This window comes from Novosphingobium sp. PASSN1, from assembly GCF_002278815.1.
Genome location: NZ_NKIS01000005.1, coordinates 101,218 through 115,114, shown reverse-complemented (window position 1 = coordinate 115,114; position 13,897 = coordinate 101,218). Strand labels below are relative to the sequence as shown.

Below are 13,897 nucleotides of genomic sequence, written 5' to 3'. Positions count from 1 at the left end.
TTGTGCGTTGATGCGCGAAAGCCGATATAGGCGCGGCGGGTGACAGCGCAACCGCTGCGGCGCATGGTTAAATGCGCTTCACCGCGAACCTTGAATGATCCGTAAAGCGCGCGGCGCAGACTTGTTCCCGAAGCCGGGGCGGCTTCAGGGGAGATTCGCGAAATGCGCCTTCATGTTCTGACGAAAACGATCTGCGCCGCAGCGGTGGCGGGGGCGATCACGCTGACTGCCAGCGTGCCGGCGCTGGCCGCGCCTGCCTGCTGGTCGGCCAATCTGGTGAACGCGGCGCGGCTGCGGCAGCTTGATGTCATGCTCATGGTCGGCTCGCTGCGCTGCCGTGGCACGGCGCAGGATTACCGCGCGGCCTATGACCGGTTCCTGCTGCGCCACCGTCCGCAACTGGGCAAGGCCAACATGGCCATCCTGGGCGAGATGCGCGTGCGGCTGGGTTCGGTCGGGGCGCTGCAGACGCTCGATCAGGCCAGCGTGCGCATGGCCAATCGCTATGGCGAGCAGGCGAGCTATGGCTGCGCCGATCTGGGCGAGGTGACCGCCGCGCTGGCCGACAGCGGCGACGATGCGCTGCCGCGCGCGGCGGACATGCTGGTGGGCGATGATGTTGCGCTGGAGGCCTGCCCGCTGCAGGTCGCCGTGGCCACACTGCCTATCCGGCGCAAATGATGATGCAGCCCTTCCGAGCATGATATAAAGACTTCTTTATATAGTAATTGCGCAAAGGCTCATGGCCCGCTAAGGAGGTGGCAGAATGACCGCCCTCTCGGCGGGCCTGTTTCATTGTCCTGTGACACCCAATTGTGGAGACTGCCTCGTGCCCAGCGTGCTTGACGCCCGGAAAGACTATGTGATCGCCGATATCGGCCTGGCCGACTTCGGCCGCGCCGAAATCCGCATCGCCGAAACCGAAATGCCCGGTCTGATGGCGCTGCGCGAGGAATTCGGCGCCTCGCAGCCGCTCAAGGGCGCGCGCATCACAGGTTCGCTCCACATGACGATCCAGACCGCCGTGCTGATCGAGACGCTGACCGCGCTCGGCGCCGATGTGCGCTGGGCGACCTGCAACATCTTCTCGACGCAGGACCACGCTGCCGCTGCCATCGCGGCTTCGGGCGTGCCGGTCTTCGCGATCAAGGGCGAAAGCCTGGCTGAATACTGGGACTATGTCGGCTCGATCTTCGATTGGGATGCCGATGGTTCGGGCCAGACCGCGAACATGATCCTCGACGATGGCGGCGATGCCACGATGTTCGCGCTGTGGGGCGCGCGCGTTGAAGCGGGCGAGGCGCTGTTCGAGCCGAGCAACGCCGAAGAGATCGAGTTCGTCCGCGCGCTGACCGCGTTCCTCAAGAAGAAGCCCGGCTACCTCACCGCGACGGTCAAGGCCATCAAGGGCGTTTCGGAAGAAACCACCACGGGCGTCCACCGCCTTTACCAGATCGCCAAGGAAGGCAAGCTGCCGTTCCCCGCGATCAACGTGAACGACAGCGTGACCAAGTCGAAGTTCGACAACCTCTATGGCTGCAAGGAATCGCTGGTCGACGCGATCCGCCGCGCGACCGACGTGATGCTCGCTGGCAAAGTCGCCTGCGTCGCCGGTTTCGGCGATGTCGGCAAGGGTTCGGCCGCTTCGCTGCGTCAGGGCGGCGCGCGCGTGATGGTGACCGAGATCGATCCGATCTGCGCGCTGCAGGCGGCGATGGAAGGCTATGAAGTCGTCACGATGGACGAAGCGGTGAAGCGCTGCGACATCTTCGTGACCGCGACCGGCAACGAGGACGTCATCACCGCCGATCACATGAAGGCGATGAAGCCGATGTCGATCGTGTGCAACATCGGCCACTTCGACAGCGAGATCCAGATCTCGGCGCTCGACAACTACAAGTGGACCGAAGTGAAGCCGGGCACCGACCTTGTCGAGTTCCCTGACGGCAAGCAGATCATCGTGCTGGCCAAGGGCCGCCTCGTCAATCTGGGTTGCGCCACCGGCCACCCCAGCTTCGTGATGAGCGCGAGCTTCACCAACCAGACGCTGGCGCAGATCGAACTGTTCACCAACCCCGAGCAGTACAAGAACGACGTCTACGTGCTGCCCAAGCACCTCGACGAAAAGGTCGCGGCACTGCACCTCGCCAAGCTTGGCGTGCAGCTTTCCACGCTTTCGCCCAAGCAGGCAGCCTATATCGGCGTGCCCGAAGCGGGCCCGTTCAAGCCGGATCACTACCGCTACTAAGCACAAGGCAAGGGGCTGCGTGCTCCTTTGCCGCGAAACAGGAGGCCCGCGCAGCTGCGCGGGCCTTTTTCGTATGCCCCTCCCACAGCTTGTGCCGGGGCTGACATTGTAATTTGCCGCGCTGCACCCTAGCCAAGCAGCGATGGTCGTGCCCCAGTTTGCCCTTGTCCTGATTGCGCTGGTCCTCGCCGCCTGGACATTGGCCGCGGCATGGGCGGTGCTTTCGGCGCGCGGGCGTCTGGCCCGGACCGAGGCGGCGCAGCGGCTTTCGCGGCGGCTTTCGCGCATGATCGAGGAAGCGCCCGCCCTGCCGCTGCTGGTGCGGGCGGACGGCCGAATCGAAGGGCCGTCGCGCCTTGCCGGATGGCTCGGCCTCGATGCCATGCCCGGTTACCTCAGCGAGCTTGATGGCGGCGAGATGGGGCTGGAGGAAGTCCAGCTGTCCCAGCTCAGCGATGCCGTGCGCAAGGCGCAAAAGACGGGCACCCCCTTCGAACTGGCGCTGACCCCGCGCGGAGGCCGCCGCAGTCTTGGCGTGCGCGGGCATCTGGCCGATCCGCAAGTTTCGCCCGGCGGCGCGGCGCTCGTGTGGTTCTTCGATTTTTCGGACAGTGTCGCCGAACTGCGCCGTCTGCGCGCCGAAGCTTCCTCCGCCCGCGCCGATTTTGCTGCGCTGGCGGGATTGATCGAGGCCGCGCCGCTGCCGATGTGGTTCCGCGGGCCGGACATGACGCTGCGGTTGGTCAACAGCGCTTATGTCAAGGCCGTGGGCGCCGCGAGCGCGGCGGACGTGGTGGTCGCGGGCACCGAACTGATCGAGCCGGTCGATGGGGTGAGCGCCGCCAAGATCGCGCAGCAGGTGTTTGCGAGGCGCGTGCCGGTGGAGCGCGCGGTTTCCGCCACGATCGGCGGCCAGCGCCGCTCGATCCGCGTCTCCGATCTCCCGCTGGGTGAAGACGGGGTAGCCGGTTACGCCGTCGATACCGAGGAAATGGAGGAGCTCCAGCGCCAGTTCCGCCGCTTCCGCGATGCCCAGCGCGAAATGCTCGATACGCTGTCTGCCGGGATCGCGCAGTTCGATGAGAAGCGCAATCTGGTTTTCGCCAACCAGCCGTTCCTGCGCATTTTCGGCGTCCCGCAGGCGTGGGTGGTCGATACCCCGCCGTTCGACCGCGTGCTCGACCGCATGCGTGATAGCGCGCGCTTGCCCGAAGTGCGCGATTTTCCCGAATGGCGGCGCGAACGGCAAGGCTGGTTCCTCGCGCGCGAGCCGCAGGAGGAGCCTTGGCACCTTAGTGACGGGACGCACCTTCGCGTCGTCGGCCAGCCGATGCCCGATGGCGGGCTGCTGATGATCTTCGAGGACCGCACCGAGCAGCTCCAGCTTTCCGCCACGCGCGATACGTTGCTGCGCACGCGCACCGCGACGTTCGACAACCTGTTCGAATCACTCGCCGTGTTCGGGCCGGATGGGCGGCTGCAATTGTGGAACCGGCGGTTTGCCAGCGAATTGGGGCTGGAGGAGGAGTTCCTTGGCCAGCATCCGCGCGCCGATGCGCTGCTCAGCCGGATCGCCAAGATCCTCAGGCGCCCCGCGCAAGTGAGCATTATCGGGCAGGTGATCCAGTCCGCCTCGCTCGATCGCAAGCAGCAGAGCGGGCGCATCGTGCTGGCGGACGGGCGCTGCTTCGCCATCGCTGGGGTGCCGCTGCCCGATGGCAACGGTCTGTTGACCGTGCTCGACATCACCGATTCCGAAAAGGCCGAAGCGGCGCTGCGCGAACGCAATGCCGCGCTGGTCGAGGCAGACGCGGTGAAGACGCGCTTCATCGCCAATATGAGCTACGAATTCCGCACGCCGCTGACCTCGATCGGCGGCTTTGCCGAACTGCTGCAAAGCGGCATGGCAGGCGAACTCACCCCGCAGGCGCAGGAATACGTCAGCGCGATCCTCACCTCCGTCGAACGACTGGGCGAGCAGATCGAGAACGTGCTCGACCTCTCGCAGAGCGAGGCGGGCACGCTGCCGCTGGCGGCCGAACCGGTCGACATGTTTCCGCTGCTGGGCGATGTGGTGCGCGAACGCGCGGAGAAGCTGGCCGATGCCGGGATCACGCTCGATCTGCGCGGCAGCGCCGCCATCGGCAGCGCCACCGGGGATCGGCGGCGGCTGCGGCGGCTGTTTGGCCAGCTGATCGATAACGCGATTGCTGCCACGCCCAGGGGCGGGCGCATTCTGGTCGAAGCATCGCGCCGGAAAGGCGGCAAGAGCGCAAAGGGCGCCCTGCAGATCGTCGTTTCGGACAATGGCAAGGGCATGGAGCCGGCGCAGCTCGCGCGGGCGCTGGAGGGCCTGAAGATCAGCACCGATGGCCGTTCGGTCGAACAGCGCGGCGGGGTCGGCCTGCCGCTGGTCCGCCAGCTTGTGGCGGCACATGGCGGAACGTTCGAACTTTTGTCCGAACCCGGCGCGGGCACGAGTGCGATGGTGACGCTACCGTGAAGGGAGCCCGTTCATGATCATTCCGCTGCCTGATCTGGCCGCAACCGATGCGCTGGCGCGGCGCATTGCCAGCCTGCTCCACCCCGGCGATGTCGTGGCGCTGAGCGGGGGGCTGGGCGCAGGCAAGACGACGCTGGCGCGCGCGATTATCGCCGCGCTGGGCTATACGCAGGAAGTGCCAAGCCCGAGCTTTGCGATCATCGAGGTCTATGATCCTCCTGCCTTGCGGCTGCGCGTGGTCCATGCCGATTTCTATCGGCTCGAAGATCCGGAAGAGGTCGAGGAACTCGGGCTCGACGACTACCGCGCCGATGCCGTGCTGATTGCCGAATGGCCCGAACATGCCGGTGGTTTCGCGCAGGAACTCGCCTGCCTGTCGATCAGGCTCGAAATCCTTGAAAACGAGCGCGTCGCCATTGTCGAGGCGGGGCCGGATTGGCTAGAGCGCAGAGGATGGACGTGACCCCCGCTGAAGCCGCTTCGCCCGAACAAGCCCTGCCCGAGGGCGCGCACCCGTTTCTGGCCGCTGCTGGCTGGGGCACGGCTGCGGTGGAGCCGATCCCGGGCGATGCCTCGGCGCGGCGCTATTTCCGGCTGCGGCGGCCGGGCGCGACCGCCATGCTGATGCACGCGCCGCCGCCGGGCGAAGACCCCGAACCGTTCCTGCGTGCGGCGCGCTGGCTTGATGCAAATGGCCTGCGCGCGCCGCAGATCATTGCCGATGACAGCGCGGCGGGCTTCGTGCTGCTGGAGGATTTTGGCGAGATTCGCATGCGCGAGTACCTCGATGCCTGGCCTCAGGACGAGCATGAGGTCTATACCCATGCGATCGAGGCGCTGTTGCAGCTGCATCGCCTCCCGCCGGGGCCGTTCACGCAGTACGGGCTATCGGAATACTTGCGCGAAGTGCGGCTCTTTGCCGAATGGTATTGCCCGGTGCAGGGGCTGACGGTCGATCTGGCAGGCTATACGCAGGCGTGGGAGCAAGTGCTCGGCCCGCTGCTGGCGCGCCAGCGCCCCGGCGTGGCGGTGCTGCGCGATTATCACGCCGAAAACATCATGCTGCTCGGCGGGCTTGAAAAGCAGGGCCTGCTTGATTTTCAGGACGCGCTGGTGGGCCATGCGGCGTATGATCTCGTCTCGCTGCTGCAAGATGCGCGGCGCGATGTGCCTGAGGAGCTCGAACGCGCGATGCTCGATCACTACATCGCCCGAAGCGGCGCGGATGCCCATTTTGCCGAGGACTATGCCCGGCTCGGCGCGCAGCGCAACGCGAAGATCGTGGGCATTTTCGTGCGGCTGTGGAAGCGCGATGGCAAGCCGCGCTACCTCGATTACATCCCGCGCGTGTGGGCCTTGCTCGAACGCGATCTGGCGCACCCGGCGCTGGCCCCGGTGGCGCGCTGGTTCGATGCCAATGTGCCCGCCGCCTTGCGTGATCCCGCGGGCCGTCTTGGCGGGACATTCGCGGCATGAGCAAGCTTCCAAGCCCGCTGGCCAGCCCACTCGCAAGCGACGTGGCGATGGTCCTCGCCGCCGGGATCGGCAAGCGCATGCGCCCGCTCACCGCAACGCGGCCCAAGCCGCTGGTGCGCGTGGATGGCCGTCCGCTGATCGATCACAGCCTTGATAAATTGGTCGAGGCGGGCGTCGCGCGCGCGGTGGTCAATGTCCATTATCTGCCCGGCCAGATCGAGGCGCATCTGGCGCAGCGCAGCGCCCCGCAGATCGCGATTTCGGACGAAAGCGATGCCCTGCTCGAAACCGGTGGCGGCATGGTCAAGGCGCTGCCGCTGATCGGCGCCGATCCGTTCTTCTGCCTCAACAGCGACAATGTCTGGCTCGATGGGCCGCAGACCGTGTTTGCCGCGCTGAGCGATGCGTGGGATCCGGCGAAGATGGATGCGCTGCTGCTGCTGGTCAGCCATGCCCGCGCCTTCAACTACACCGGGCGGGGCGATTTCCACCTCGATCCGCTGGGCGCGATCACGCGGCGCAAGCCGGGCCGGGTGGCGCCGTTCATCTATACCGGCATCCAGCTCGTATCGCAGCGCCTGCTGCGCGATGCGCCCACGGGCGCGTTTTCCACCGGCGTGCTGTGGGACCGGGCGATCGAGGAAGGGCGGCTCTACGGCATCTCGCATAGCGGGCTGTGGTTCGAAGTGGGCGCGCCGCAGATGATCGCGCCAACCGAAGCCGCGCTCCAGCGTGGCTGATCGCCAAACCGGAACAGAGCGGCCCGCGATCTATTCGATTCCTGCGCATCGCGGCTTTGCCGATGCGCTCGTGGCGGGGCTGATCCCGCGCTACCGCGAGGAAGGCTTCGGCCTTGCGCGGCTGACCTTGCTGCTGCCCAGCCGCCGCGCGGTGCGCATCGTGACCGAGGCGTTCGTGCGCGCAAGTGGCGCTGAAGGCGAAGGCGCGGGTGGCGGGCTGCTGCTGCCGCGCATGGTGGTGGTGGGCGATCTCGATCTGGACGAGACGCTGGGGCCGCTGCTCGATCCGCTCGGGCAGGGGGCCGATCTGCCGCCTGCTGCCGATCCCGTGGCGCGGCTGCTGGCGCTGGCCGAAATGCTGCGCACCGATCCCGCGACGCGCACAACTTCCGCCCCCGGCCTGCTGCGGCAAGCCCGTTCGCTGGCGCAGGCGATGGACCGGCTTGCGGTGGAGGATGTCGAGCTTGAGGCCTTGCTCGATCCCGCAGTGGTCGGGCTGGTGGGTGATCTGGCCGGGCACTGGATCGAAGGCACGGCGCAGTTCGCGCGCATCCTTGCGCGGTGGCGCGATCGCTGCGCGGCGCGCGGCGAGATCGACGCGCCGGTACGCCGCAATCGGCTGCTGACGCATGTGGCAGAACGCTGGCGGCAGGAGCCGCCGCCCTCGCCGGTGGTGGCGGCGGGCGTAACATCGGCAGCCCCTGCGGTCGCCCGCCTGCTGCGCGTGGTGGCCGATCTGCCGCAAGGCGCGGTGATCCTGCCCGATCTCGATCTCGCGCTGCCGGGGGCTGTGTGGGATGCGCTGGGCGTGGCGGGCAATACCGCAAAGCCCGATAGCCCGGTGTTCGGGCGCGGCGATGTGGCGACGCATCCGCAGTATCACCTCAAGCTGCTGCTGGCGCGCATGGGCATCGCGCGCGGCGAGGTTCAGGCGTGGCACCGCTCCGGCCCGGCCGCCGCGCCGCCTGCGCGCAGCCGAGCCATTTCCAACCTGTTTCTCCCACCTGAGGCGAGCACGGTCTGGGTCGAGCTTCCCGCCGAAGCGCGGCGGCTTTCGGGCGTGCGCGTGATGGAAACCGCGCATCCCGAGGAGGAAGCGCAGGCGCTGGCCGTGCTGGTGCGCCACGCGCTGGCCGAGCCGGAAAAGCGCGTGGCGGTGATCACGCCGGACCGCGATCTGGCGCAGCGTCTGGTGGCGCATCTCGAACGCTGGGGCATTGCGGCGGACGATACCGCAGGCCGCCCGCTCTCGCAGATGCCGGCAGGGCGCGTTCTGCTGCAATTGGCCGAGATCGCCGCGACATCGGCCGCGCCGGTGCCGCTGCTGGCGCTGCTGGGCCATCCGCTGGTGCGGCGCGGTGAAGGCCGCCCAGCGTGGCTGGAACGCGTGCGCCAGCTCGATCTGGTGCTGCGCGGGCCGCGTCCGGGGCCGGGGCTGGCGGCGGTGGGTACGGCGGTCGCGGCGCGGGAGAAGGACTTTCCGGGCCTTGGCGCATGGTGGGACGAGGCCGCCGCGCTGCTCGCTCCGCTTTGCGACGACGCCGCGCCGGCTTCATTGGCGCGCGGGCTGGATGTGCTGGCCGAAGCGGCTGAAGCGCTGTGCGGACCTGCCGTCTGGGCGGAGGCCGATGGCCGCGCGCTCGCCAGTTTCGTCGAGGCATGGCGCGATGCGGCGCAAGACAGCGCGCTCCCCGTGGAGCCTGCCGAACTTCACACCCTGCTGGGCGATGCGCTGGCCGAGATCGCGGTCCGCCCGCCTTATGGCAGCCACCCGCGCCTTGCGATCTATGGGCTGCTCGAAGCGCGGATGAGCCGGGCGGATCTCGTCATCTGCGCCGGGATGACCGAGGGAGGCTGGCCCGCCGCGCCCGCGCCCGATCCGCTGCTCGCCCCGCCTGTGCTGCGCGCGCTGGGCATTCCGGGCGCCGATTTCCGCATCGGCCTTTCCGCGCACGATCTCGCCGCCGCGCTCGGTGCGCCCGAAGTGGTGCTGAGCCATGCAGCGCGCGATGCGGCGGGGCCGGTCATCCCCTCGCGCTTTCTGCTGCGCATCCGCGCGATGTTGGGCCGTGAGCTTGAGCGCGAGGACGAAGCTGTCCGGATTGCGCGCGCTTTGTGCAAGGCCCCGGCGGCTCAGCCCTATCTGCAGCCCGCGCCGATGCCGAGCGCCGAGCAGCGCCGCGTCAGCATTTCATCGACCGCGCTCGATAGGCTGCGCGGCGATCCCTACCAGTTCTATGCCTCGGCGATCATGGGCCTGCGAACGCTCGATCCGCTCGATGCCGCGCCCACTGCGGCCTGGCGCGGCACGGCGGTCCATGCGATCCTTCAGGAGTGGCACGATCAGGGCAGCAAGCCGGGCGAACTGATCCCGCTGGCAGAACGCACGCTGGCCGCAATGAGCGCGCATCCCTTCATGCGCGGGCTGTGGCGGCCGCGCCTGCTGGCGGCGCTGCAATGGGTGGAAGATTGGAACGCCGAGCTTGCCTTGCAGGGCCGCGTGCCGGTGCTGTGGGAAAAGACCGGCGCGGTCGAGATCAGCGGCGTGAAGCTTCATGGCCGCGCAGACCGGATCGATCGGCTCGCCGATGGCACGCTGGCAGTGGTCGATTACAAGACCGGCAAGCCGCCTTCGGGCAAGATGGTGCAGGAAGGCTATGCGCTGCAACTCGGCCTCGTCGCGCTGATTGCTGAACGCGGCGGGTTTGCCGGGCTGGGCGGCACGGTGCACGGCTTCGAATACTGGTCGCTGCAGAAGAAGCAGGGGCAGGACACCTTCGGCTACCGCGATGAACCCGTTACAGGGGAGGGTAGCCGCAAGAAGTCGGGCCTTGCGCGTGATGCCTTCGTCCCCGAAACGCTGCGCTTCCTGACCGAGGCGATCGACAAGTGGATCCTTGGCAGTGCGCCTTTCACCGCGCGGCCCAATCCCGATCTGCCCGGCTATACCGATTATGACCAGCTGATGCGGCTCGAAGAGTGGCAAGGGCGCGGGAACAAGTCGGCATGAGCAAGTTCCACCCCCTCAAGGACAACCAGCGCCTTGCCGTGCAGCCCGAACGCACGGTGTGGCTCTCTGCGTCGGCCGGCACGGGCAAGACGCAAGTGCTTTCGGCGCGCGTGCTGCGGCTGCTGTTGCAGGACGGGGTAACGCCGGACCAGATCCTGTGCCTCACCTTCACCAAGGCAGGCGCGGCGGAAATGGCCACGCGCGTCAACGATGTGCTCGCCCGCTGGGTGCGCCTGCCCGATACGGAGCTGGCCGGGGAGCTCGGCGCCATCGGCGCATCGATGGGGCCGCAAACCGTGGCGCGCGCGCGCAGCCTGTTTGCCGCCGTGCTCGATTGCCCCGGCGGCGGCCTGCGGATCGAGACGATCCACGCCTTCTCGCAGTGGCTGCTGGGCGCGTTTCCCGCTGAGGCCGGGCTGATCCCCGGCACCCGCGCGATGGAAGACCGCGACCGCGACCTGCTGCTGCGCGAGGTGCTGGCGAACCTGCTGATCACCGCGCAGGAACAAGGCGACGAAGCGCTGTTTGCCGCGCTCGAAGACCTCAGCTTGCGCATGGGCGAGGATGCGGTCCCCGCCTTCCTGCTGCGCTGCGCCGGGGCGCATGGCCTGTGGGAAGGGCCGGGCGCATGGCAGCCCCCGCTGCGCCCGCGCATCAACCGCCTGCTCGGGCTGGATGCCGAGGAGGACGGCTCGGGGCTCGCCGATCTGGTGCGCGACGGCGTGTTCGATGTGCGCGCGGCGGAAGTGTGCATGGAGGCGAACCAGCGCTGGGGCAGCAAGACCGGCCTCGATGCGGCTTCGATCATGCGCGATTGGCTGGAGGCAAGCCCGGCGGCGCGCATCGCCGGGATCGATGATTTTGCCGCGCAGTTCCTCACCAAGGCGGGCACGCCGCGCGCTGCGAAGAACCTTGAAAAGCACGAACCCGCCTACGCCGACTATCAGGCCTGCGTCATCGAAGACTTGGGCCGCGTTCAGGAAATGCGCGCGCTGATTGGCCTTGCAGCAAGGCTCGATCCCGCGCTCACGCTGGGCCGCCGCTTTGCGCTGGCCTGGGCCGAGGCCAAGGCGCGCGAAGGGTTCATCGATTTCGACGACCAGATCCGCGCGGCGGCAGACCTCCTCACCAAGCAGGCCCCGGCGGAGTGGATCCGCTACAAGCTCGACCGCCGTTTCGATCACATTCTGGTGGACGAGGCGCAGGATACCAACACCGCGCAGTGGCGCATCGTGCTCGATGGGCTGGTCGGCGATTTCTTCAGCGGGGAAGGCCAGAAGGACGGCAACCGAACGCTGTTCGTGGTGGGCGATTACAAGCAGGCGATCTTCGGGTTTCAGGGCACCAGCCCCGAAAACTTCGCCGCCGCGCGCGAGCGGGTGCGGCGCGAACTGGATGCGCTGGCCGAAGCGACCGCCGATCCCACGCGCGAACTTCTGCCGCTGGGGCTAGGCCGGTCTTATCGCACCGCCGCCTCGGTTCTCGCGTTTGTCGACCGCGCGATCAGCGCCATCGGCCCGGACCGCTTCGGTCTTCCCGAAGCGCCCGAACCGCATCAGGGCGATGACAGCCGCCCCGGAATGGTCACGCTGTGGAAGCCGGTTGGCGGCAAGGCGGACGAGGATGACGACACGCCGCCGGGCGAAGGCGACGAGGGCGAGGAAAGCTGGCTTTCGCGGCCCGACCGGGTGATGGCCGATCAGATCGCGCAGCAGGTTGAGCACTGGCTTGATGCGGGCTTCCCGCTGCACAAGGGCCAGTCAGGATCGGGGCCGCGCCGGGCCACGCCGGGCGATATCATGGTGCTGGTGCGTTCGCGCAAGGCGCTGGCCGGGCTGATCGTGGCGCGGCTCCATGCGCGCGGCGTGCCGGTGGCGGGGGTGGACCGGCTGCGGCTGGGCGCGCCGCTGGCGGTCAAGGATCTCGTCGCGGTGCTGCGCTTCTGCGCGCAACCGCTCGATGATCTCAATCTTGCCGCGTTGCTCGTCTCGCCGCTGGTCGGCTGGACGCAGGACATGCTGCTCGAGCACGGCTACCGCGCCAAGGGTACGGCGCTGTGGGATCACTTGCGCGCCAGCGAAGGCCCGGCCACCCATCCGGCGATGGAACAACTGCGCGGCGCGCTCTCGAGGGCGGATTTCGGCACACCGGCGCAATTGCTGCACTGGCTGCTGGTGGGGCCGTGGCAGGGACGGCAAAGGCTCGTCGCGCGGCTTGGCGCAGAGGCCAACGACCCCATCGACGAACTGATCAATGCCGCCGCCGCCTATGCCAGCGGCCAGACGCCGAGCCTTGTCGGCTTCCTGCAATGGTTCGATGCGGGCGACGGCGAACTGAAGCGCGAGGCGGGGCAGAAGGCCGATCTGGTGCGGGTGATGACGGTGCATGGCTCGAAGGGGCTGGAAGCGCCGATTGTCATTCTGGCCGATGCCGCCGCTGATCCGGACAAGTCCTCTCCGCGTGGCCTGTCCCTCGAAGAGCAGGTGGTGGACGAACGGCGCACCGTGCCCTTGCCGCCCTTGCGCAAGGCCGAACAGGCCGGGCCAGTCCGCGATGCTGCCGAATACGCCGCCGCGACCGAGCGCGAGGAGCATTGGCGGCTGCTTTACGTGGCGATGACGCGCGCGGAGGAGGCGCTGTTCATCGGCGGTGCGCTCGGCACCAACGCCAAAGGCCCGCCTGAGGAAAGCTGGTACGCGCAGCTCGCGCCGCTGTTTGGCGATGAGGACGGCGACTGGCGCGAGGATCCGATCTGGGGTGCCTCGCGGCAATTGGGGGGGCTGGGGCCGCTGCCGGCTGCGGTTCGCGCAGAAGAGCCTGCGCCCGAAGCGGCCGATCGCTTGCCGGATTGGCTCGATGCTCCGCTGCCTGCCGAGCCGCGCCCGCCGCGTCCGCTTGCTCCGTCCGGGCTGGGGGAGGCAGACGATGCGCCCGATCCGCCTTCGCGCACAGGGCCTGCTGCGCGCATGGCAGCGCGGCGCGGCAGCTTGATGCACAAGCTGATCGAGCGCCTGCCCGAACTCGCAGCAGAAGCGCGCGAGGCGGCGGCGCTGGGCTGGCTTGCCCGCATGGCCGCCGATGTGCCCGAAGACGAGCGCGCGGCAATGGCGGCTTCGGCGATCCGCGTGCTGGCCGAACCGGCGTGGGCGGAGGTGTTCGGCCCCGGCTCGCTGGCCGAAGTGCCGATTGCCGCCGTGGTGGGCGAACGGGTCGTCAGCGGCACGCTCGACCGGTTGCTGCTGGCGCAGACCCATGTGCGCGTGGTCGATTTCAAGACCGCCCGTCGCCCGCCGCAGGACATCGGCGAAGTGCCGCTCGCCAGCTTGCGCCAGATGGCGGCCTATGTCGCCGCGCTGGAGGTGATCTACCCCGGCCGCCGGATCGAGGCGGCGCTGCTCTATACTCACACGCCCCGGCTGATCGTGCTCCCCGAAGCGGTGATTGCCGCGCACAAGCCTGCCCTTCAGGGCCCGCAGGAAAGCTTTTAGCGCTGCTTTCTTGCGCCCTGCGCGAGAGCGCTTACATATCCATCCAACCTCAAGGAGTTTTCAGACATGGCCACCAAAGCCGTTACCGATGCCAGCTTCGCCGCCGACGTTCTGGGTTCGGACAAACCCGTTCTCGTTGATTTCTGGGCCGATTGGTGCGGCCCGTGCAAGATGATCGGCCCGGCGCTCGAAGAAATTTCGGACGAGCTGGCTGACAAGGTTTCCATCGTGAAGATGGACATCATGGAAAACACTACCGTCCCCGGCGAAATCGGCGTGCAGTCGATCCCGCTGATGGTGCTGTTCAAGGATGGCAAGGCCGTGGCGCAGAAGCTGGGCGCTGCGCCCAAGAGCCAGCTCAAGGGCTGGCTGGAAAGCGTCCTTTAAGGCAGCGCCTTGGCAAGGCCGATGAGGGGTGCAAGAGTGCCGCAT

At 67.9% G+C, this 13,897-nt stretch carries 9 protein-coding genes; all 9 read left to right on the top strand.

Features of this window, described 5'->3' with window-relative positions; all coding sequences use genetic code 11:
- The first annotated feature begins 162 nt into the window (after positions 1-162).
- The 9 genes from CFE35_RS10285 (at position 163) to trxA (ending at position 13,852) form a co-directional block, all read left to right on the top strand.
- Complete coding sequence (locus CFE35_RS10285) at positions 163-681, top strand: hypothetical protein (RefSeq protein WP_292930506.1); 519 nt, start codon at positions 163-165, stop codon at positions 679-681.
- A gap of 148 nt (positions 682-829) precedes the next feature.
- Positions 830-2,248 (top strand): adenosylhomocysteinase, encoded by a 1,419-nt coding sequence (gene ahcY / locus CFE35_RS10280; RefSeq protein ID WP_292930649.1) that lies wholly within the window; start codon positions 830-832, stop codon positions 2,246-2,248.
- A 142-nt stretch (positions 2,249-2,390) separates the two neighbouring features.
- A complete protein-coding gene (locus tag CFE35_RS10275; RefSeq protein WP_292930505.1) occupies positions 2,391-4,751 on the top strand; it encodes a PAS domain-containing sensor histidine kinase in 2,361 nt (786 codons plus the stop codon).
- 13 nt (positions 4,752-4,764) lie between these two features.
- Positions 4,765-5,214 carry a tRNA (adenosine(37)-N6)-threonylcarbamoyltransferase complex ATPase subunit type 1 TsaE gene (gene tsaE, locus CFE35_RS10270; protein WP_292930504.1) on the top strand — a complete coding sequence of 150 codons (450 nt, stop codon included), beginning with the start codon at positions 4,765-4,767 and terminating at the stop codon, positions 5,212-5,214.
- On the top strand, positions 5,211-6,227 hold the full coding sequence (locus CFE35_RS10265) for a phosphotransferase (RefSeq protein ID WP_292930503.1): 1,017 nt from the start codon (positions 5,211-5,213) through the stop codon (positions 6,225-6,227). The genes tsaE and CFE35_RS10265 overlap by 4 nt, the downstream gene beginning before the upstream one ends.
- Complete coding sequence (locus tag CFE35_RS10260) at positions 6,224-6,967, top strand: nucleotidyltransferase family protein (protein WP_292930502.1); 744 nt, start codon at positions 6,224-6,226, stop codon at positions 6,965-6,967. Before CFE35_RS10265 ends, CFE35_RS10260 begins: the two co-directional genes overlap by 4 nt.
- Complete coding sequence (addB, locus tag CFE35_RS10255) at positions 6,960-9,977, top strand: double-strand break repair protein AddB (protein WP_292930501.1); 3,018 nt, start codon at positions 6,960-6,962, stop codon at positions 9,975-9,977. The genes CFE35_RS10260 and addB overlap by 8 nt, the downstream gene beginning before the upstream one ends.
- Complete coding sequence (gene addA / locus CFE35_RS10250) at positions 9,974-13,465, top strand: double-strand break repair helicase AddA (protein WP_292930500.1); 3,492 nt, start codon at positions 9,974-9,976, stop codon at positions 13,463-13,465. The genes addB and addA overlap by 4 nt, the downstream gene beginning before the upstream one ends.
- Before the next feature lie 66 nt (positions 13,466-13,531).
- The gene (trxA, locus tag CFE35_RS10245; RefSeq protein WP_292930499.1) at positions 13,532-13,852 is read left to right on the top strand and encodes a thioredoxin; all 321 of its coding nucleotides are present in this window, start codon (positions 13,532-13,534) and stop codon (positions 13,850-13,852) included.
- The last annotated feature ends 45 nt before the right edge of the window (positions 13,853-13,897 follow it).